Source organism: Paenibacillus sp. P46E (assembly GCF_001909095.1).
In the GTDB taxonomy this organism is placed as follows: domain Bacteria; phylum Bacillota; class Bacilli; order Paenibacillales; family Paenibacillaceae; genus Paenibacillus_AQ; species Paenibacillus_AQ helianthi.
Window position 1 is genome coordinate 1 of sequence record NZ_LVYZ01000025.1, and the last position, 21,425, is coordinate 21,425.

Here is a 21,425-nt window from a genome sequence, read left to right on the forward strand (position 1 = left end):
TGTTTTCTCCTGATCCTTTTCCATGATATAATATAACAAATTTGTATCGGGGGAAATTTGTAATGACAAAGAGAACAAATAACACCTTATATTTTAATATTAAAGAACAACTGCTTAAGCAGATTCAATCCGGTGTCTACGCTGTCGGGGAGAAGCTTCCAACGGAAGCCGCATTATGCGAAATGTTCTCCGCCAGCCGCACAACCATCCGCCTTGCACTAAGCGAGCTTGAGGTTCAGGACATTCTGGAACGGTATCAGGGCAAGGGAACCTTCGTCAAACGCAAGGAACTTCAGCTTAACCAGACACGCAGCTTCACAGAGGACGTGGTGATGAGCGGCAAGGAGCCGACAAGCAAAATCATCGAAGCCAAAGTGACACCTGCGGAAATGCCTCTGAATGAATTCCTGAATATCGCGGTAAAAGCTCCCGTAAACCAGTTGCTGCGGATACGCTATGCCGACAATGAGCCCCTCCTCTATGAAACCACTTATATTGCCTGGGAGCTTGCTCCCGGCCTTATCAATGACTATAAGGACGGTTCGCTATTCTCCTTCCTTGAAACAACCTATCATTTGAAGGCTCACCGCTCTGTGGAGCAACTGAAGCCCGTACTTGCAGACAAGACCGCCAGCAAACTGCTTGGGGTGAAGGAAGGCGCTCCTTGTCTACAGGTTAGAACGTTCACGTACCTGGCTGATGATTCCCCGCTGGAGTACAGCTTCGGTGTATTCCGCGGGGATTTCCCCAGCTACACGATTGAGCGGCAGTTTGGATAACAACTGTATCTACTACTCTTTAATGATCTCGAAATAACGCCCCAGCCAGTAAGGAAGCGTGAATACCGAGCCTGCCTCAATGCTACCAGTGTGGTAGTTATAATCAGGATTGGCTCCTGCCGACTGGCTGTCATTCTCAAACGGATTGGAGTTGTGCTTAATAATGCGACGCTCATCCGGAGCGAGGGCATAGTTGGTCTGTTTGTAATCGTCGCGGTCGCCCGGCTCGATATACAGAACATCCTGACGGTTCCACTGCACAGGGAACTCAATCTGAAATGCGGGGAAACGGTACAGATATCGGACAGCTGACTGCAGATCTACATCAGTTTTATCGGGATGCGCAAGCTGGTACAGGAAGGTATAGAACGGATTCTCCTCCCGCACTTCGTTGGAATACCACTGGTCATAAGCTTCCACAACCTTGGCATGTCTGCCGGCATCCTGCTCAAGGGTAACCAGCACGAATACCGGGAACCAGCCCAGCTCTTCATCCGAGTAATTGATATACTGGGTCCAGTCGTTATGAATTGTCGCATTGGTGTTGGTTCCGGCGCCTGCATTATCCTTGGTTACGATCTGGTTGTCATTCTCGCTGTAAGCATTGGTAGCCTGCCGCACAAGCCTCCGGTTGACATATTCCAGAGCCATATCCATATAACCCTTGCCGTTGATATAAGGCTCATCCTTGCTGTAGCTGCCGGCAAAAGCTTGCTCATAAGCCAGTTCGTACTTCACCGAATCGGCCGGATAGCTCTCTTTGGTAATGAAGCTTGCCGTTTTTAAGGCAGCCATGACCTCCAGCGCGTTAAGCGGGCCATCCTCATATCCATAGGAAAGGGCATCGTCTCCGTTCTCATCGACACCTACTTTGCTCTCCCACTGCCCCTGCTTCTCCATCACGCCCAGACTGTCGTTGAAGTACTTGGAGAACCATCTGGACCACTGCGTGGATTTGCCTGTAGCGTCCTCAATATAATAATGGTCATCCTTCAAGATCAGTTCTGTCATGCGGTGCGTTGTTTCTTCAATAAGGGACTTCAGCTTCAGCATCTCAGGATCTACACTGTCCCCGATTAGATACTTGTAAGCTGTGTAGAACATGGCGTAATGACCGTCCACCTCATCCGCGGAAGTATCCGCCTTGTACACAATCTGGTTCATGTCGATGTGCCCATCCACAATCACGCTGTCCGGGAACAAGTCATTAAAGAAGTCCGGGATCTGCTCATAAACGGGAGCTGTCAGCTGGAACAGCGGCTTATTATCCGGACCTGTAGTTTTATCTTCCTTAGCGTCCTTATTGTTCGTTGCCGCAGTGATTACCGGCAGCACCTGGTAGACCGCGCCATTTACGTTTGTCCCAACCTTGGTTTTGATGTCAATGCCCAGCTTCTGCCCTTCAGGACGCGTCAGATTCAGCTCATCAATCGCGGCTTGGCTTAGCCCGAGTCCATTGTAGTTCAAGACATCCGTGCCTCCGCTAGGGAACAGTGTGGAGCCCTTTTTGTTCTCTGCATCCTTGGTTACACGGACCATGGAATAGCCGATCGGTTCCACTCCGTCATCACGCTGCAGGCTCGGGATAATGCCGTTCGGGTTGACCATGTCCGGGCCTACAAAATTCTGGAACCAAAACCCGTTCTGAGACTGATAGCCATATACCGAATTGCCTACAGTAGCCGCACTCTCCTCGCTGGTCAGCATATAAGAACGGGCCGGAAAACCGTTCCCGCGGCCGGATACATAATCGAGCAACAGAACGGCTTTGGTTGCCCTCAGCGCAGCCGATCTCGCTGCGGAAATTTCAGCGGACTCCTCTAGAGTAGGACTGGCTCCATAATCCTCCTGCAGTGCCTTGTAACGGAACACCTCACCCATTGCATACATAGTCGTCCATAAACCGTCATTGTCGCTGGTGGACGGTGTCGAAGAGAATTGTCCGGTTGCAGAGTTATAGTTGACCGCATCCGTCGTGCTGTCCGTCTCTGTAAAGGTGAAGCCGGCCCCATGAACCATGCCCCGCCGGTCGAGAATGGACTGGACCAGGTCCTCGTAGATAAACGATTTGTCATGCAGCGACTGCTTCGGCATGGCGATATGGGTTACACCACTTGCAGTCCGGACCCATATACCGCCTTCTCCATCGCTGGCAAGACCGGTTACATGATCATCGCCGCCGTAAAGATATCTGGGACCCGCCATATACTGGACAATGTCCTTCGTATCACTTGCCGTGAAATCGACCCGCTGCAGCCCGGTCTCCGTTCCAATCCAGTATATGCCCCCATCCCGTACAACGCTGGTCACATCACCGATTACTGACAGCGGCAGAAATTTCAGCGCGGCAGCATCGGTAACCCATTCAATGGTACCCGGAAGGGAAGCCGAACCAGACTTATAATAGGTCATTTCCTTGGTCTGCACGGCCTCCAGCTGAACAGGCGAATAACTTGCTCCAGGCGGTTTTTCGGCCAAAACAGGTGCTGCCGGCAGCACGAATAGTGTTACGGCGAGCAATACGCCCGTGATCTTTTGTCCGCGTTTCTTCATCATGTGCATGGTAAGCTCCCCCTTCTTATTGATAGATATGCGATACGCCGGTTAACGTTATGGCAAATACACCTTTACCTCCGTCCGATATCAGCAGAAGCACCTTATCATCGTACAATTGCCTGCCCACTGCGGTGTAGCCCGTCATTTCATTCGTCAAGAGATTAATTCTGGTTACACCACTATCGGTTCCGATCCATAAATAGGTACGGGTACTGTCCAGAACGGAAGTATTAACCCCCCGCAAGGAAGCGAATATGGAAGGTTTGAGGGTAAACTGATAGTTCACAAAGGTGATGGCGTTCACCATATCCGGCATTTCCACACCTGCATTGGCTATAGATGGCGTATAGGAGGGATCCTGCAGGAAGGCCAGGTATTGCTTGGCCAGACCCTCTGCTCCTAATGAGCTGAAGGAGCTTAAGGCTTCAGCATAGGTATACCGCTCGGTAACTTTAGGTCCGGGATCAACCGGGGTTGGAGTTGGGGTTGGGGTTGGAGTTGGAGTTGGAGTTGGAGTTCCTGTACCCGGGCTTGGTGTCGGGCTCGGGGTTGGGGTTGGGCTTCCCGTACCCGGACTCGGGCTTGAAGTCGCACCTGGCGTTGGAGTTGGAGTTGGAGTTGGAGTTGGACTCGGACTTGCCGTGCCGCCATTGGTGCCTGCCCCCGCTGGAGTGCTGGTCGCCGAAGGAATCAGGTTGCCTGAAGAGTCGTAGTTCTGTCCGCCTATGGTTACTTTTGAAGCATGGATCGTCAGCTTGTCCGGCTTGGCGGTCAGAGACACCCCCTCCACATTGACTAATGCCTCCGAGATTATTCCCTCCCCGGTAACATTCGCAGCACCATTGAAGGCCATCCGTTTGACAATCGTGCCTTTATTCAGCTTAATGCCCGACCCGCCAGCTTTGGCAGAGATATTGAATGTCCCAACCTGACCACCCGCCAGCGTAAAATCGGTCTTCCCGTTTACGTTCAGTTCGCTTACATTGCCGGATATAGAAACGGCTTTCTGTCCCGTTTCCAGCACATTAACAGTACCCACAGCTTTGTCTGATTCGTTGACAATCTGGGCGCCGCTGGCTACCTCCACATTGATCGCTGCGGTCGTTCCTTTCAATAGAACTCTTACCGGAGCAGAAGGCTTGTTGATTACAATCCTGTTCAATGTGCTGTCCGTAAGGGTGATGCTGTGTATGCCGCCGCCGTTTATGTAGACGACGCCTCCGATGGTTGCATGGACCAAGCTCAAGTCTCCTTCACCAACACCCGGAGTAATATATAAATTGCCTGAGAGATTCAGGTTCGTTAGAGTGCTGCCTGCCGTATTGACAATCAGATTACTGCCGGACAGGCCTGAATGACCGCTGCCGTCGGCAACCAGTATACCCATCGCGTTATTGATCATCTTTACCGCCTCGGCGCGTGTCAGCGCATTCTTCGGCTGGAACGCTCCTTGCGGTGTGCCTTCCACATAGCCAGCTTCCTTCATGGCATAGATAGCTTCCTTGGCCCAAGCAGAAATCGCTGTATCATCTGAAAATGGAGCATTTGCATTCCCGGAGCCTGCAACATTGAATACTCTGCTGAGAATAAGCGCGGCCTTTTCCCGGGTCAGGATCTCAAGCGGATCAATCTTACCGCCGCCGCTTCCGATAATCGCACCGGACGCAACTGCTTTGCTGATCTCGGGAGCATACCATGCTGCCTTGGGGACATCCGTATAAGTCTGGCTGCTCTCTTCACTGAATTGAAAGATACGGTTGATTAAGGCTACAAATTCTGTCTTCTTGATTCCTTCATTGGGAAGAATAAGGCCATTCTCATTACCTTTGAGCAGCCCCAGGTCTTTCCATGAGGCAATTTCCGCCGATGCCCACACGGGAATCTTCTCCGTTGTCTCTGCGGATGCTGCGGACGCGTGGGTAAACACCATCGATGAGGCAACAGCGATTACACCAAGTGTCTGCTTCCAGTTGAACTTCATATGCGCTCCCCCTTAAAGTTTTGTTAGCGTATGCTTCCTCGAGAATCTCCGACAAAACTTACTTCGTAAGCATCCAAACTCATGAATCGCACCACGTGCTGTTGCGCCTTGCATCATATAATAAATGCCGTTTGCTCCGCTTCCCGGATCCTCCACCCAAACCTCTTCTAGGCCTTTACCATTCCATTCAGTGTACTAATTCACTTCCATGTGTCACCTCCATGTAATATTTTTAATGTTATTGTAGTAACATTTATCCACATTCTATTTTTAATCACAACAAGTTGTCAACAGATTTATTTATTGGAGGTATATTTACCCTTTCTAAAGACAGCAGAATATAAGCTCCGCACGTAAACCTTATACAATATACATTGATTACGCTTTCAAAAAACAGACAATACACTTGAAATATTTTTTTTCACTAGAAAAAAACGAAATTTATCTCCGGTTTTCTATGAAAAACAATTGACAGGCTAGTAACTATAATTAATAATGAAAACTATATTGTTACTACAAATCAGAACCACTTGAGCAGAACTCCTTTAATCGCCCCTCGTTATCGCTCCTTTGTGTTAACTAACATTACATAAAAGGTGGAATCACAGCAGTATGTGTTGTTACCTGAGGAATGAGCGCATGCAGACGTTATGACTTCTTATTCTATGGAGGAGAGGGGGCTGAGGAGCTGTCTTCGGACAAAACACGGAATAACCAAAATACCATTCCAACTTAAAGGAGCGATTAATAAATGAAAAAGTGGATGATTGGATGGATTGCGATGATGCTGGTTGCCGCTCTTGCGGGTTGTTCCGCTTCTGAAGATCCAAAGGACAATACGGCAAAGACCAGCAGTGATGACCAAACAGGTACACTCCGCATTGCCATGGGTTCACCGGGCGAAGGGCTGATTAAGGTCTGGGAGGAGATCGGCAAAGAATTTGAAAGCCAGCATGCCAGCATCTCAGTCGAATTCAGCTTCCAGGATGACGACACCTACCAAACAATCGGCCTGCCCAACCTGTTAAGCGGCAAAAACGCTCCTGACCTTTACTTTGAATGGGCAGGACAACGGCTGCAGAACCGGGTGACAGATGGTTATGCCGCGGATATTACGGAGCAGCTCCAAACCTCTGGATTGAAGAACATGTTCGCTGAAGGCACCTTCAACGGCATGGTCATAGACGGTAAGACGTATATGATTCCAACCGCAGGCGATGTGACGAATGTAATCTTTTACGATAAAAAGGTATTCAGTGATCTAGGGCTTCAACCCCCGGCGACCTGGGAGGAATTCCTTGCCGTGTGCGAAAAAATCAAACAAGCCGGTATGACTCCGCTCGTTATCGGCAATTCAGATTTGTGGACGGCAGGTAACTGGATTGCCCATATCATTTCCCGGGTTGTAGGAGAGGATGCCTATAGCGAGGCTCTGCAATTGAAACAGCCGTTCAATTCGCCGGACTTCGTCAAAGCCTATGGCTATGTGCAGGAACTGTGGGATAAAGGATACATCAATGACAACATAACCGCCGTTAGCGACAGTGAAGCCGACATGCTGTTCCTGAACGGCAGCGGTGCGATGCATCCCATCGGCAGTTGGCTGGTTCCAACCGCAGTTAAAGAAACACCGGATCTGGAACTGGGCTACTTCAATACTCCGGCTATGCCGGACGGCAAGGGCAATCAGGAGAGCGTCATCGGAGTACTGAATGGCATGGTCGTCAACAAAAACTCCAAATTGATTGATGAAGCTGTAGAATTCATGAAGCTCTACAGCTCTGCCGAATCCTCCAAAAAACTGTCTGATGCCGGCGCTGTGCCCATTACCAAGGATGGCATCGACAAGACTACCACGCTTCCACTCTCACTGGAACTGAACGATTTGATGGAAAATGCCCCCGTACTGGTGTCGCCTCCCGACACTGGCTATTCCATCGAAGTAGCCAATGCGCTGAATATGGCTACCTCCGAGGTTATTGGCGGAGCCAAATCACCGGAGGACGCGCTGGCCGAGCTTGAAACAACCATTTCCCCGCTGAAGTAAACAAAAAGACCGTCCGTGCATCGCACATCGGCGGTCTCCCCTTATTCCTATTTTGGAGGTGGATCCATGTCCGGCAAAAGCCATAAGCTCTCCCCTTACCTGTTCATTGCCCCGGCCATTCTATTGTTTGCCTTTGTCGTGCTTGTTCCGGTCCTGATGACATTTGTCTTTAGCTTCTACGACTGGAACGGGATCGGCAATATGAAATTCGCAGGCTTCAGCAATTATATCCGCGCCTTCCACGACCGGGTCTACATCAACTCTTACAGTCACACCCTCATTTATATTGCCGCCACCGTTTTTGTTGAAGTGATTGTCGGACTCGGGCTTGCAGGCTTAATCACCATGGGCCGCAAAGGCAGCGCACTGTTCCGTCTCGCTTTCTTTATCCCCGTGATGCTGCCCATGATTGTTGTGTCCTATTTATGGAAGTTTGTCTATAATTCCGATTTTGGCCTGATCAATATTCTATTGGAGAAGATTGGCCTCGAGAGCTTGACGCGCGTCTGGCTGGGCAATCCTGATACTGCACTTTACGCCATCTGCATAGTGTCCGGCTGGGTATATGCAGGGTTCTATATGACGATCTTTTACTCCGGGATTCAACGTATTTCCAAGGAGGTCTATGAATCAGCCTATCTCGACGGTGCCCATGAAGGTCAGATTTTCTTCAAAATCAAGGTTCCAATGATCCGCAATCTGGTAGAGACAGGCATCATGCTCTGCGTACTTACCGGCTTCCAGTCTTTCGATCTGTTCTATGTCATGACTAACGGCGGACCTTATAATTCTACAGAAATCGTCACCACCTATCTCGTTAAAGTTGTCTTTACTCATACGAGCATCGGCTACGGCTCCGCACTTGCCGTCATTATGACGCTGGTGATTGCTGTGATCGGCCTGATTGCCGGCAAGTTGACCAAGAAAGACTCCAGTGTGCTGGAGTATTGAGAAAGTGAGGTGCTCTCCTTGACGACCACAGCCCTAGACATCAAGAAAGACGCTTACAGCGGAGGCGAAGCGGCCAGCCGCAAGCGGTTTTCGCATCTTTTGTATTATCTGTTCATGATCGTGATTTCCTGCTTCTACTTCTACCCGATCATCTGGCTGGTACTCTCCTCCTTCCGTGAAAACAGGGAGATTTTCTCCGCCCCGTTCGCGCTGCCGGAGAAGGTAAATCTGCAGAACTGGTCCGAAGCCTGGAATGTGGGTAACATGAGCACTTATGCCAAAAATAGCGTAATCGTCACTACCCTTACCGTCGCAGGCATTCTGCTGTTTGCCAGTTTGGCGGCTTTTGCCTTCAGCAAGCTGCGCTTCCGCGGCAGCGGCTTCCTGATGCTGCTGTTCATGTTCGGACTGTTTATGCCGCTGCAATCCTTTTTCATTGCCCAAAGCTATATTTTTGAACACCTGAATCTAAAAGACTCCTATCTGGGGCTGATCCTGCCTTATATCGGAACCGGACTTCCACTGGCGGTCCTCCTGCTCAAGGCATATCTCGATGCTGTCCCGGGAGAACTGATGGAAGCTGCGCGCATGGATGGCTGCGGGGACTGGCTGATGTACTGGAGGATCATCCTCCCGCTGCTGGTTCCTAATATGGCTACTGTAGGGATTTTCTCAGCGCTGAATGCCTGGAACGAGTTGCTGCTGGCGATGCTGTACATTCAGAACGATGCGCTAAAGACTATTCCGGTTGGCCTGCTGGCCTTCTCCAGCCGTTATATGACCGACTACAAGCTGCTGTTCTCGGCACTGGCGATTATTACGCTTCCTATGATTGTGGTCTACCTCTTCTTCCACCGCTATATCGTTGCCGGTCTGACCGAGGGCGCACTGAAATAACGCGGGAAATAGAAAAAAACACAAAAGCCCCTTCCAGCAGACATAGCCGGAATCATGAAATCATGAGTTCCCTGCACGTTCTGCCCGAAGGGGCTGTATGGTTCATCTTGTATTTAAGCCGGAGTCGCTGCCGGTTCTTCTGCTTCTTCTTCATGTACGGTTTTGATCTGAATCATCACTGTACTTGGATCCGTCAGCACTTCAACGCCATCCTGGAAGATCAGATCAGACACGAGCAGCTGGTCGCCGATGGCAAGACCGCTGATATCCACTTCCATTGAGGTTGGCAAATCGTCTGGCATACAGCGGACTTCAACTTCATATATTTCGACCTGCAGTGAACCGCCTGCCTTGATGCCGGCTGCTTCTCCCGCAAAATGAATAGTAACTTTGCTGTCCATGCTGATATTCATATTGACGTGCTGAAAATCAATATGCAGGACCTTGCCTGACATGGAATCCTTTTGGATATCCTGTACAACTACAGGAACAGATGTATTGTCAGACAGCTTACCCTGTAGAATAGCGCGGGGATTCGTTCTCAGCACATCCATCAGCTCTTTTTCATTGACTTCGAGGCTTAGAGTATCTTTATTAATTCCGTACAGTACAGCCGGGATACGCCCCTGTTTTCTGGCGATATTCAGGTTGGACTTAGTTTCAGCCGTACGATTGCTCAGTAGAATAAATTTACTCATTTCTTATTTCCTGCTCTCTTCGACCATAAATTCTTGTCATTACAAGTATACCATGACCATAGAATCTAGTCAAACCAACCTCTTTTCTACTGCTCATACTCCAAAAAAGGGTCCGGGATCTCAATCTGGTAGGCTTCGGCATCGCTAACCCCCACGGACAGCACCGCCCGCCCATTCTCTCCACGCACCAGCCCTCCGCTGAAAATGACATCCTGCAGATCCGGGCGTTTACCTGGACCAATGGGAAAATCGCCTCTGGTAGCAATAATTTTGACTGGTGTCGTTTCAAACGTTTCGGGATTGAGGGAGAAGACCATGGAATAATAATGTTTTTGTCCCAAGCGGTCAAAGCAGGCAATATGCCCAAGCACGCCAACATGGCCATTTTTCAATAATTGCGCTTCGTTTGCTCCTCCCCATTCTTCGGGCACAAACTGATCCTGAAATACCTCTGCTTCTACGAAGGTCTGTTCATTCAGCTCCTCCAGTGAATCGATGATGGTGAACCCGATCTGTCCTCTTCCGCCTTTGGCTCCTTGCGGCCGTGTGAATACGCCTATTCTGCCATCCTGAAGCTCAATCAGCCGGATATCCTTCATCGTTCCCGGACCCGAGGAGAAGTGGCGCATGGAGTCAATACGATAGCCCCGGTAGAACTGGGTCACCCACGAGACGATCCGGTTCGGATCATCTGCGGCCGTAATAACCTCTACCCCTCCGACAATGAGTTCCCCTTTTATTAAGGTTACACACGGGTCCTGCAGGTTGTATGTATGCGTATGTGCCCGGGGAATCCAAACTCCCTCCCGGAGTGTAAAAAAGAAGACTTGAGAGAACTCGCTGTCCCGTTCCTCAACTCTTCCCAAGATTACTGCTTCCCCATCGTGCATAAAAGGGGCGGTTATATTGTATACATCTCGTTTGCCTACACCGGAGAAGACTAGCTTCTCCACGTGCACTGTTCGAAGATTGGCAAAGAAGGTATCCAGCAGTTCGTTACAGGTTGCCGTCTTGACCGGGCTCCTTGTCATTGCCTTCCTCCTTATAATCGTGTGCTCTATCTATTGCCCAATCGTTCTCATCCGATTCCATGCGGATCAACTCACCCGGTTGAATATTAAAGTAGGTGCACAGCTTGAGCAGCAGATCCCGGGGATACTGCACCATCTCGTCTTTGTACATCCGCCGGACGGAATCGAAATGGTAGTTGATATCCTTGGCAAGCTTACGGATGGATAATTTGGGGTCATGGCGTTCCATAACCTCGCTTAACTTACTGCGTATGACTGGCATTCATACACCTCCAACAACACTATATCTGGACTTCAGAAGGTAGTCAATAAATTGACAAGAAAAAATGGTCATGTTATAGTACAGGAAGGAAATAAATTGCAAATAAAAAATTTTATACCATTTTCCGCCTAGAAAATAAAGTCCTCTTTATTTTCTTTTTTTATACCAAATTACAAGATTAACAGGGAGGCTCCTCAGTATGAAACACACCAGCAGCAGCCGTAACATCGTCTTTTTGTCCACCAGCCTGCCTAGAGAATGCGGAATTGCTACATTCACTCAAGATCTATTGGATCAGTTCTCGAAGCTCCAGGGCTGGAACAAACCGAAGATTATCGCAATGAACAACAACGAAACCTACCGTTACAATGACCAGGTGATGAGGGAAATCAACCAAAACACACTGTCCGATTATATAGATGCCGCCGAAGCTATCAATCAGTCCAACACCGATCTGCTGGTCATTCAGCATGAATTCGGGATCTATGGCGGAGAAAGCGGCGAATACCTGCTCAAATTTATCGAGAAGCTTCATGTGCCCTACGTGGCCATTTTCCATACTGTATTAACGAATCCAACCCCCAAGCAGCACGAGATTATTACCCGGATTGCCGAGCTGAGCGTTAAGGTAGTCACGATGGCCCAGTCTACGGTACAGGACTTAATCTCCGTCTATCATATCGACGTAGCCAAAATAGCCTTTATCCATCACGGAGTGCCTTTTGTAGAAACAGCCTCCAGAGCCGATCTCAAAGTGCAGTACAACTTCGGTGACCGTAAGATTCTCTCTACCTTTGGCTTTCTGAGTCCCGGCAAGGGCATTGAATATGCTATTGAGGCCATGAGCGGTGTGGTCAAGCAGCATCCGGATGCACTCTATATCATCTGGGGCAAAACCCATCCGGTAGTCAAGCTTGAAATCGGCGAGGTATACCGGGAAAAACTGACAAACCTCGTGCATGAACTGGGCCTGACCAATAATGTGCTATTCGTCGACAAGCTGCTGACGCAGGAGGAAGTAATCCAGTCGCTGGTGATGTCGGATATCTATATGACCCCATATCTCGGCAAGGAGCAGGCGGTCAGCGGAACACTCGCTTACGGTATCGGCTATGGCCGGGTGATTGTCTCTACTCCTTACCGGTATGCGAAGGAGATGCTTGCCGGGGGACGCGGCCTGCTGGCTGATTTCCGGGATTCCGCTTCCCTGGAAACCTGCATTCTGGCGCTGTTGGATGATCCGGCCAAGGTAAAAGAGATGGAGAGCCTCACCCTTGAGCTTGGAAGAACCATGATGTGGAGTGAGGTTGCGAAGACGTATGCTGCCATCTTTCAGGACATCATTGCCCACTCCAAGCAGGCAGACCGGAGTGTGATTTGATGCAGACACCTGCAGCTGTAAAGTTCAAAACCGACTATCTGCGCAGAATAACCGATGATACGGGTATTTTCCAGCACACTAAATTCGGCGTTCCTGACCGCTCCAAGGGCTACACCACCGATGACAACGCCCGGGCCTTGATTGCAGCCGTACTCATGTACGAGCAAAGCCCGGATTCCGCAACATTGGACCTGATTCACACGTACCTGTCTTTTGTCCATCACGCGCAAAATGAGCAGGGCAACTTCCGCAATTTCATGGATTACAACCGTTCCTTCATCGAAGATAGCGGCTCTGAGGATTGCCAGGGACGCACCCTGTGGGCGCTGGGCTTCATGCTCTCCTATTCCTCCATTCTGCCGGATAATCTGCTGAATACCTGCCGGTATCTCATTAATCAATCCCTGCCGCATATTGAGAAACTGGGTTCTCCCCGGGCTGTAGCCTACGCTGTCATTGGTCTGAGCGATCTTATTAATACACCCGGTGCATTAACCTATTCCTTCCCTTATCCGCACATATCTGAGAATACATCGGAAGAAGCGGCCTTTCTACCTAAGAGTGTTATTACTGACCTTATCGAAAATATTGCCGTCCGGCTGCATAATCAATACATCCTCACTAAGGGTGAGGGCTGGAACTGGTTCGAGGACAGCCTCACCTACGGCAATTCCATGCTGCCCTGGGCGCTGCTGAGAGCCTTCCGCATTTCCGGTAATCCCGACCTTAAAGCGACAGCCAAAGAAAGCCTGGATTTCCTGGCTTCACGCACCTTCGCACCAGAAGGTTATTACAAGCCCATTGGCAGCCATGGTTGGCTGCTGCGCGGCGGTAAACCTGCGGAGTATGACGAGCAGCCGATTGAAGCCTGCGAAATGCTGATGGCCTGCCGCGAAGCCGCAGCAGTGCTCAAGGACCCGGCCTATACGAAGCAGGCGGACCTTTGTTACGCCTGGTACACGGGGCATAATTCCCTGAAGCTCCCTCTCGTGGATAACCAGACCGGGGCCTGCTACGACGGCATCCACAGCACGGGACTGAATCTGAATCAGGGCTCGGAGAGCATTATTTCCTTCTCCATTGCCCATCTGGTGACCCACCATGGATAAATTCGCCACGATTCTTGCCGGCGGCGGCGGTACCCGCTTCTGGCCGTTATCCAGACAAGAGATCCCTAAGCAGTTGCTCAATATAAGCGGAAACGACATCATGCTAAACGATACAATAGAACGGTTCAAGGGCATTATCCCCCAGGAAAACACCGTCATCGTAACGAACCGCACACAGGCAGTGCTGCTGGAGAGCATTATGCACAGCAGCGTGCTGAAGAGCAATATTCTGATAGAGCCTGTGGCACGCAACACTTCAGCCAGTATTCTATTCGCTGCCTTCTCCATTATGCATATGAACCAGGAAGACTCGCTGATGGTTGTCCTGCCTTCAGATCATTATATAACCGATGAACCGCAGTTCCGGCTGACGCTGGATGAAGCCTGCACGGTCGCAATGGAGAGCGATCGAATCGTCACTATCGGCATCAAGCCCACCTTCCCCTCCACCGGCTACGGCTATATTGCGTATGATAAAGAACCCATCGCCATAAAGCCGGTAGCAGTGTATGATGTGGCGGAATTCGTAGAGAAACCGAACTTCCAGAAAGCACAAGGCTATCTGGCCTCCGGCAATTATCTATGGAACAGCGGGATTTTTATCTGGAAGACTTCAGTCATTATTGATAACTTCAAACGTTATCTGCCGCGGCTCTACAACACGATGCTGCCCATCAGCGAAGCGCTCGGTACGGAGCAGGAGGCGGAGACCATCAGCCGGATCTATCCGCTGCTGCAGAATATCTCGATTGATTACGGCATTCTGGAGCGTTCCGACGAGGTGGTTGTTCTCTCCGGCCAATTCGGCTGGAATGACATCGGCAGCTGGGATGCGCTAGGTGCCATCTTTCCTCCCGATGATGCCGGTAATATCATCAAAGCTAATCATATAGGTATCGACACCCACAACTCGATCATCTATGGCAACGGACGGCTGATTACCACCATCGGTGTGGACGGATTCATCATTGCCGACACCGGCGATGCGGTCCTGATCTGCCCCAAGAACAAGGCCCAATCCGTCAAGGATATCGTGGATCTGCTCAAAGAGAAGGGCATGCTCGAATATATCTAAGCAGGTTTGGTAAAAGAAAAAAGGACTGTAGCTATTCAGCTACGGTCTCTTTTGGATTACAGAAAACCCCCTTTTTCCTAGCTATCCAGCTCTGCGGAAAGGGGATTTACGGTTTTTCACAATAAAATCTGCTACGGCTAATATGTTTCTCGGGAATGTTATTCTATCTATTCTGTCAAAACCTTCACGCCTTGCTCCAGAAAGGGTTTTAAACTAGTCTTAAGCAGAGCAAGAACTTTTCCCTGTTCAGCTTACTTCAAGGCAAATGTTTTTGGAAATAATTTTTAGGCATGCAACATAATCGCTTCCTCAAATGTATATAGGGCAGAACCACGGAAACGGTGGTAAATTTCGAGCCCAATAAGAGAGGGAGTTATAACAATGAAAAAAATGGTAGCTGTTGTACTTAGCGGTATGATGTTGATGTCCTTTACGGCGTGTTCTACTAACGGGTCTGCAAAAAACAATTCTCAAGCGCCGAAAAGTACGCAAGTCATCGGGGCAAAGAATGTCCAGATTCCTAATCCTTTTCAAAAATTTGATAGCATTGCAGAAGCAGAGGCGTTTGCCGGGGTTACTATGACACTGCCCTCCCAAGTGCCTGCAGGCTACACCCAGAAGCTGATCGAGGCGATTAAAAATGATATGATCCAGATTACTTATCAATCTGGCGATGAGCAGTTAGTGATCCGTAAAGCAAAGGGCAGTAAGGATATTAGCGGAGATCATAACAAATATAGCGAAAATCTTTCGTTAACGGTTGGCGACAAGAAAGTCGTAACCAAAGGGGATGACGGTAAAATCCGCGTTGCTACATGGATTGACGGGGGATATACCTATTCGATCTCATCTACAAGTGACGAGGCTGTCCTCGATGCTGCTGCCGTAAGTGCAATGGTTGATACGATTCGTTAATTAAACCAGAGGTTGTAAGGGGATGGCGGGACTGTAGCCGCAGAACCGCCATAGCCTAATTCAGGAAGGTGATCGGATGATTGGTATATGCAGGAAGAGGAATCTGATTTGGGAATGGTTCCTTCTCTTAAGGATGGAGCTTTGTTCCCCGTTGTACTCCTTGTTTTCTGCGGCAGCCGGGGACAGCCGTAACAAGGTAATTCCCATGCAGGAGCATTTACGGTCAGCACAGATAAATGACCAAGCCCAGAATTTAATGTCTCTCTATGGGAAGAGTGTCTTGCGTCTTGCCTATTCTTATCTGCACAACATGAGTGATGCAGAGGATGTCTTGCAGGATGCATTGATACAATATATAAAAGCTCAACCTCATTTTGAATCCCCCGAGCATGAAAAGGCATGGTTTCTAAGGGTTGCCATGAATATTAGCAAAAACAAGATCAATTATAATAAGGTCCGTAAAACCGATGATCTCAATGAAGACCTGGTAGCAAGCGCCGCAGAGGATTTGGCCTTTTTGTGGGAGGCTGTCAAGCAGCTTCCCATGAAATATCGTGAGGTCGTACACCTTTATTATCATGAGGGCTATTCTACGGCTCAAATCGCATCCTTATTAACAGCCAGAGAGTCAACGGTACGTTCATGTCTGCTGCGGGCAAGAGCCAAGCTTAAGGTTGTACTGAAGGAGGGGTACGATTTTGAAGAATAAGTATAATGAAGTGATGGAGAGGATAGAAGTTACCCCAGAGATACAAGAGCGCATTCTAGATCGTCTTCAAAAGCTGGATTGGGAACAGGAACCAAACAAAACAAGATTCTCTTTTTCAACTTACAGAAGGTACATCGCCATAGCAGCATGTTTCATGTTTTTGTTGGCGGGTTCATTAATAATCCAGCATGCTACCCAAACACCAAGCGACCCTCCGGTTATGGTGAAACCCAACATTGTTGAACTCCATTCAGTTCAAGAATTGTCCAAGGCTGTAGGATTTACCATGCAGGAACCCGAACATTTACCATTTATCGTTGATAGCGTACAGTATACGGCTTACTGGAATGAACTTGGGCAAGTCATCTACACGGGAGAAGCCAATAGCGTTGTGTTCAGAATGTCATCCGGCAACGAGGAAGTAAGTGGAGATTACGCAGAATACACCAGTATTAAGGACTTAACCATTAATGGAAATGTCGTGACTATAAAAGGAACCGATTATCAATACGTACTTGCGCTTTGGCAAAACGATGGCTTCTCCTATTCCGTGCAATTTACTAAGCCTGTATCCGAACAGGAACTGAAAAATACTGTTGAGAGCGTGCGGTGATTGCATAAAGCACAAACCCGAATGATAACATGTGAATAGAAATATGCAGAAGGGTTTGACATTCGGCATACAACCAAGCCCTTCTTCCGCTATTCCGGGAGATGGGCTTTTATCCATCTGAAGCTTCGACAAGTTGAAGTACCTAGCCTACTGTCCAATCTTTTAGGTTCTCTCTATTCGTTATAATTATTGAATCAAACATTTACTAATCTTCTACGAACCTTGCATGATACCAGTGACCTGATATCCTCTTCACTTTAAAGGTTCCTTGGATAGATGACGACCTGACAATAATAGTTGTCATCTTACCCCAATCATAAGTTGCAAGGCAACCAAGTCCTTTCACCGTTTCTATCGTTGCGGTTATTTACATTGTTGCGATTTCTTTTGAAAAAACTGCAAGATAACCAAATAACACAAAACAGGTCGGTCATGGTGGTATCTGACCATAATCGACCTGTTTGATGTAACGCTTTAGCGTTAATTGAGTTATACCTTTCAAGCATTACTGTGCGTACAAACGAAATGACGAAATCTTAATACAGGTATACTACATGAGATATATATGTTGTTTGTAGAATATTGGGTTCATTCGGCACTGGGTAGCCCCCAAACCTTAAAGAAATAAGTATTCCTTATTCAACGTACACTCGATCAAGATTGAAAGTGATATAGATTCAAGATACTATGAATTCCTCTATTGGCAAGATATTTCCGTTATCATCATCAATATAGATGCCCCGTGGAAAATTATCTTGGGATAATATTTGTTTCATCAAGTTTTCATTCGTATACGTCATCATAATGAAATGAGGATTTGGAAAAGGAATTCGCTTTATATCATCTTCTTCATAATCATTAATGATATCTTCCACACTCTCATAAAACACATGATCGTTACCGTAATCTACAACAAATCTATTCGTATTAAGGCAGGTGGTTGTATTCTCACCATCATGTTGCAGATCACGAATTAGATTTAGATTAAAATGTTCATTGCCTATTAGAATTATCCATTGCACGTCGCATGCTCCCTTCTTTGTTATCTACCAACATAATTAATTAATTCCTCTTGATTTGTATACACACGGAATCCTTCTTTTTGAAGCCCTTTTACAATAGCGGAATTTGGACTCTGATCAGGTAAATAAACAACAACTTCTTTACTCGTACTTGTGGCAGTATTAATTGCTTGCCGCGTCGCACCTTTTCCGCCACCTTGTTTAACTTGTATTATCGCATTGTCAAGTTCTATATCATAATCTGTTAATGGAGTTCCATCCGGCCTATAAACTTTTTTATTAACATCGACAACTTTTCCTGGGTATCTTGCTTCAATTGCATTTGCAGTTTCGCCTACATACTTGTCAGTTGAAGTAAAATTCCTAACATTCCTCGTCCCCTTAGGAACAACCGCCTCACTATCCGTCACCGTAGGGCTTTTTATCTTAACGGTACTTACATGAGTTACCCCATCCATTGCCATAGATGCAATATACCCTGACAAATTTGCATCAAAAAATTCACGGATTAACTCTTCTCTTGCCCAGCTTGCATTTCCGGCACTGTTCTTATACGCACTTGTTCCTGTCAATAAACCAAACAAGTAATCACTTACGTATACAAATTCAAGCTCAGCGGATCGGTCATTTTCCCCTCATAGGATTCTCATCTACAAACGGCCCAATGCTGAGTCCGAATTCTGCGCCTTATAACAGAGATAAAATAAAACACAGGTCAATCAAGGTGATATCTGACCATAATGAACCTGTTCAATGTAAAGCAATAGCATTATTCGGGGTATAACATTCAAGCGTTGATGTGCCTGCAACCGAATTAACGAAATCTTTATACGGGCATTACATGGGTTAGATGTGTTATTGGTTAAATGATGGGTTTATTCGGCACTGGGTAGCCCCCACAAAAAAACCTTGACTAGTGATAAACTAATCAAGGTAAGAAAAGTGATACACAATACTATCTGTTATCGGGATTGTAACCACCCTTACGGGGTAACAATTCTTCAAAATCACACGACGCGACCGCACTATAACCTATTCTCCATAATCCTTCGAGCAAGCGTGACAGTGTAGCGATGTATGTTTCTGTACCAACATCCTCATTAGGTTCAATCTCAAGTAAATATCTTGAAAACAAAAACCCGTCAGGTGATTCGTTTCGTTTGTGTTCGTGAAAATCATCATTTCTTAATAAATCAAGATTACAGATATCATTTGTAATGCTTGATTGTTCTAACACTCCACCAATGTTTTCCTTAACAGATTCTAGAACGGCAGTTCTAGCAAAATCAGTGTCCAAAAATATTTTACAAAAAGGGTCAAAATCATCATTTAACATATTCTCACCTCTATCATGGTAATGGTATTTGAGTTCCATTATCGAATGGACCGCCGGACTTGACAATTGAGATATCTACATCCATTCCTAAAGCCTTCTGTAACTCTTGACGCAAACTACGCAATCCTGCTTCTCCGGACTGAATCTTCCCTGTTTCTATTGCATGTTGCATAGTTCTTTCTTTTGCCGAACCCGGATTAGGTATTCCGAACCTTTGGGTAATAAGTTCATCGAACTTCTCAGGAGAAACCCGTACAGCAAAATCAATGTCCGAATCAGGTCTTGCAGTACCATTGGCTCTACTTCCTTGAACAACAATATCATCGCTTATAGAGCCTACTTTTTGTCTTATTATTGATGAAGCATTGTTGAATTGTTCACTGGTCACCCCTTGAGGAATTGTAAGTTTTCCCGTCCCCTTAGGAACAACCGCCTCACTATCCGTCACCGTAGGGTTTTTTATCTTAACGGTACTTACATGAGTTACCCCATCCATTGCCATAGATGCAATATACCCTGACAAATTTGCATCAAAAAATTCACGGATTAACTCTTCTCTTGCCCAGCTTGCATTTCCGGCACTGTTCTTATACGCACTTGTTCCTGTCAATAAACCAAACAAGTAATTGTACCGGTTGGTTTTCAAAATGGATGCAAAGCCGTACCGTTCCCATATTTTATCATGATATGCCTGATACAGTTTGCTTCCTTTATTTAGGTTTTTCCCAATTGCATCATTCAGTAAGAACCTAAGTTCGTTCACATCATAAGGCTCCCATGGCTTGTTCCCACTTGGGTCTGTATACCGCAACGGGTTATTCTGCACATACGTATACAAATTCAAACTAAGCGGATTATCTATCTGCCCTTCATACGTATCCTCATTTATAAACCGCCCAATACTCGAGTCAAAATCCCGCGCCTGTGCATGGGAGTAGCCGCTGTAGTAATCATAGCCCAGGCTGGTGTAGCCGAACAGGTTGTCCGGGCCGGACCCGTTCAGGTCGTTACCGCCTTCCCCGCTGACCAGATAACTCAGGCCGATTCGCTTTTCACCCGCTCCGTACAGATTGGACTGCTTCCAGTTCTAGCCTGCATCGCAGGGGTCATCAATTTCACTTTTTCTATTTCTTACTTACTTACAAATTTCCCAAAATGAAGATGAAGCGATTGGCGTATCTCTCGATTTAGTTCCATCCATAAAGTAATGCTCAAGGTCTGTTGCTCCAGAAATCGAAGAAACCAGAAGACAAGCCTCATTAAAGAATCCACGCATTCGTTATGCACCAGATGCACGCGCATAGTTAGTGGTGTACTCTCTGCATACGGAGGAAAAACGAAGGAGCTACATTTGCGTTTGATAGTCTCGTCATATAGCAATTGAAACAATGGCCCGTTCCGGAGCTCTTACTAAAAACAGAGGGCTATCCCAAGCAGCCATTTCATGGCTTTTGGGATAGCCTCTAATTTAACACTTTTATAAATATTCTTTCCAAACATTAAACAAATCAAAAAGGCGATTATCATCTGGATCTTGTTCCAATTCTATAAGTGAACAATTATTAACAACTGTAATAGGATTTAGACCGGATTTTTTGAAGCCTATTACTATAGGCTGATTAACATACACATATTTTTTAGGCTTGTGTACTATCCCCCACTCCAATGTACGTAATTCATTTATAAACACTGATCCAAAATAGATACCCACATCAATGATTAATGAACTGGTTATCTCGCTGAACTTCAAGGTGTTGTTAGAGACCTCTTCTTTCAACCAATCTGGCACCGCGTCTATCTCTTCCTTTAACTCTTGTCTCGTTTTAGGAACCATCTTTATTCGCTGACTAAACCATGCCCATAGTCTAACCAGTGATTCTTGGGATAAATTTAATTCCTGTTGACTACCTCCCGTTGTCTCTTCATAATGTGCAGTTAGTATCTCAATCCTAATTGGTATCTGTGAAATAAACCAATCAAAGTATTGCTTGGCTTCTTTTTTTGTCATTAATTCAAATGGGATAATTTCGAATGGTGCAACTAGCTTCGGATACAAAATAGCT

General features: G+C 47.1%; 20 protein-coding genes and 1 pseudogene. 10 read left to right on the forward strand and 11 right to left on the reverse strand.

Annotated features, from left to right (window positions below; all coding sequences use genetic code 11):
- Window positions 1-62: 62 nt before the first annotated feature.
- Entirely contained in the window at window positions 63-779 is a 717-nt protein-coding gene (locus A3849_RS04410; protein WP_074110330.1) for a GntR family transcriptional regulator, read from the forward strand.
- A gap of 12 nt (window positions 780-791) precedes the next feature.
- Here A3849_RS04410 and A3849_RS04415 read toward each other — a convergent pair whose 3' ends face one another.
- Together A3849_RS04415 and A3849_RS32020 are read right to left on the reverse strand one after the other, a co-directional pair.
- The gene (locus A3849_RS04415; protein WP_074110331.1) at window positions 792-3,341 is read right to left on the reverse strand and encodes a hypothetical protein; all 2,550 of its coding nucleotides are present in this window, start codon (window positions 3,339-3,341) and stop codon (window positions 792-794) included.
- A gap of 16 nt (window positions 3,342-3,357) precedes the next feature.
- A complete protein-coding gene (locus A3849_RS32020) occupies window positions 3,358-5,316 on the reverse strand; it encodes an S-layer homology domain-containing protein (protein WP_083613362.1) in 1,959 nt (652 codons plus the stop codon).
- A 751-nt stretch (window positions 5,317-6,067) separates the two neighbouring features.
- Between A3849_RS32020 and A3849_RS04440 the strand changes: the two genes are divergently transcribed.
- The 3 genes from A3849_RS04440 (at window position 6,068) to A3849_RS04450 (ending at window position 9,211) form a co-directional block, all read left to right on the forward strand.
- Window positions 6,068-7,363 (forward strand): ABC transporter substrate-binding protein, encoded by a 1,296-nt coding sequence (locus A3849_RS04440; RefSeq protein WP_074110332.1) that lies wholly within the window; start codon window positions 6,068-6,070, stop codon window positions 7,361-7,363.
- 66 nt (window positions 7,364-7,429) lie between these two features.
- On the forward strand, window positions 7,430-8,314 hold the full coding sequence (locus tag A3849_RS04445) for a carbohydrate ABC transporter permease (RefSeq protein WP_218619204.1): 885 nt from the start codon (window positions 7,430-7,432) through the stop codon (window positions 8,312-8,314).
- 18 nt (window positions 8,315-8,332) lie between these two features.
- A complete protein-coding gene (locus tag A3849_RS04450) occupies window positions 8,333-9,211 on the forward strand; it encodes a carbohydrate ABC transporter permease (RefSeq protein WP_218619205.1) in 879 nt (292 codons plus the stop codon).
- Between the two features lie 113 nt (window positions 9,212-9,324).
- Here A3849_RS04450 and A3849_RS04455 read toward each other — a convergent pair whose 3' ends face one another.
- The 3 genes from A3849_RS04455 to A3849_RS04465 all read right to left on the reverse strand — a co-directional run bounded on the left by A3849_RS04455 (window position 9,325) and on the right by A3849_RS04465 (window position 11,202).
- A complete protein-coding gene (locus A3849_RS04455) occupies window positions 9,325-9,909 on the reverse strand; it encodes a 50S ribosomal protein L25 (RefSeq protein WP_074110333.1) in 585 nt (194 codons plus the stop codon).
- A gap of 86 nt (window positions 9,910-9,995) precedes the next feature.
- Window positions 9,996-10,940: a DUF1861 family protein gene (locus A3849_RS04460; protein ID WP_074110334.1), complete on the reverse strand. Its 945-nt coding sequence runs from the start codon at window positions 10,938-10,940 to the stop codon at window positions 9,996-9,998.
- Window positions 10,906-11,202 (reverse strand): helix-turn-helix domain-containing protein, encoded by a 297-nt coding sequence (locus A3849_RS04465; RefSeq protein ID WP_074108466.1) that lies wholly within the window; start codon window positions 11,200-11,202, stop codon window positions 10,906-10,908. Before A3849_RS04465 ends, A3849_RS04460 begins: the two co-directional genes overlap by 35 nt.
- 199 nt (window positions 11,203-11,401) lie before the next feature.
- On the opposite strand from A3849_RS04465, the gene A3849_RS04470 reads away from it, so the two are divergent.
- The 6 genes from A3849_RS04470 (at window position 11,402) to A3849_RS04495 (ending at window position 17,004) form a co-directional block, all read left to right on the forward strand.
- Window positions 11,402-12,583 (forward strand): glycosyltransferase family 4 protein, encoded by a 1,182-nt coding sequence (locus A3849_RS04470; protein WP_074110335.1) that lies wholly within the window; start codon window positions 11,402-11,404, stop codon window positions 12,581-12,583.
- Window positions 12,583-13,692, forward strand: a complete 1,110-nt coding sequence (locus A3849_RS04475; RefSeq protein ID WP_074110336.1) for a glycosyltransferase — start codon at window positions 12,583-12,585, stop codon at window positions 13,690-13,692. Before A3849_RS04470 ends, A3849_RS04475 begins: the two co-directional genes overlap by 1 nt.
- Complete coding sequence (locus A3849_RS04480; RefSeq protein ID WP_074110337.1) at window positions 13,685-14,767, forward strand: mannose-1-phosphate guanylyltransferase; 1,083 nt, start codon at window positions 13,685-13,687, stop codon at window positions 14,765-14,767. The genes A3849_RS04475 and A3849_RS04480 overlap by 8 nt, the downstream gene beginning before the upstream one ends.
- Window positions 14,768-15,148: 381 nt before the next feature.
- Window positions 15,149-15,682, forward strand: coding sequence for a hypothetical protein (locus tag A3849_RS04485; protein ID WP_074110338.1), 534 nt, complete (start codon window positions 15,149-15,151; stop codon window positions 15,680-15,682).
- A gap of 256 nt (window positions 15,683-15,938) precedes the next feature.
- Window positions 15,939-16,391: an RNA polymerase sigma factor gene (locus A3849_RS04490; protein ID WP_143191740.1), complete on the forward strand. Its 453-nt coding sequence runs from the start codon at window positions 15,939-15,941 to the stop codon at window positions 16,389-16,391.
- Window positions 16,381-17,004, forward strand: a complete 624-nt coding sequence (locus tag A3849_RS04495) for a hypothetical protein (RefSeq protein WP_074110339.1) — start codon at window positions 16,381-16,383, stop codon at window positions 17,002-17,004. Before A3849_RS04490 ends, A3849_RS04495 begins: the two co-directional genes overlap by 11 nt.
- 677 nt (window positions 17,005-17,681) lie before the next feature.
- On the opposite strand, the gene A3849_RS04500 is transcribed toward A3849_RS04495, so the two are convergent.
- From A3849_RS04500 to A3849_RS04525, 6 genes and pseudogenes are all read right to left on the reverse strand, one after another.
- Window positions 17,682-18,026, reverse strand: coding sequence for a hypothetical protein (locus tag A3849_RS04500; RefSeq protein WP_074110340.1), 345 nt, complete (start codon window positions 18,024-18,026; stop codon window positions 17,682-17,684).
- Between the two features lie 20 nt (window positions 18,027-18,046).
- The gene (locus A3849_RS04505; RefSeq protein WP_143191737.1) at window positions 18,047-18,610 is read right to left on the reverse strand and encodes a hypothetical protein; all 564 of its coding nucleotides are present in this window, start codon (window positions 18,608-18,610) and stop codon (window positions 18,047-18,049) included.
- A 371-nt stretch (window positions 18,611-18,981) separates the two neighbouring features.
- Window positions 18,982-19,362 (reverse strand): 1,4-dihydroxy-6-naphthoate synthase, encoded by a 381-nt coding sequence (locus tag A3849_RS04510; RefSeq protein WP_074110342.1) that lies wholly within the window; start codon window positions 19,360-19,362, stop codon window positions 18,982-18,984.
- A 13-nt stretch (window positions 19,363-19,375) separates the two neighbouring features.
- Window positions 19,376-20,125 carry a nucleotidyltransferase domain-containing protein gene (locus A3849_RS32285; RefSeq protein ID WP_218619206.1) on the reverse strand — a complete coding sequence of 250 codons (750 nt, stop codon included), beginning with the start codon at window positions 20,123-20,125 and terminating at the stop codon, window positions 19,376-19,378.
- Between the two features lie 36 nt (window positions 20,126-20,161).
- Window positions 20,162-20,431: pseudogene (locus A3849_RS33920) on the reverse strand (RHS repeat-associated core domain-containing protein); the annotation flags it as partial.
- A 408-nt stretch (window positions 20,432-20,839) separates the two neighbouring features.
- Complete coding sequence (locus A3849_RS04525) at window positions 20,840-21,418, reverse strand: hypothetical protein (RefSeq protein WP_074110343.1); 579 nt, start codon at window positions 21,416-21,418, stop codon at window positions 20,840-20,842.
- Window positions 21,419-21,425: the final 7 nt, after the last annotated feature.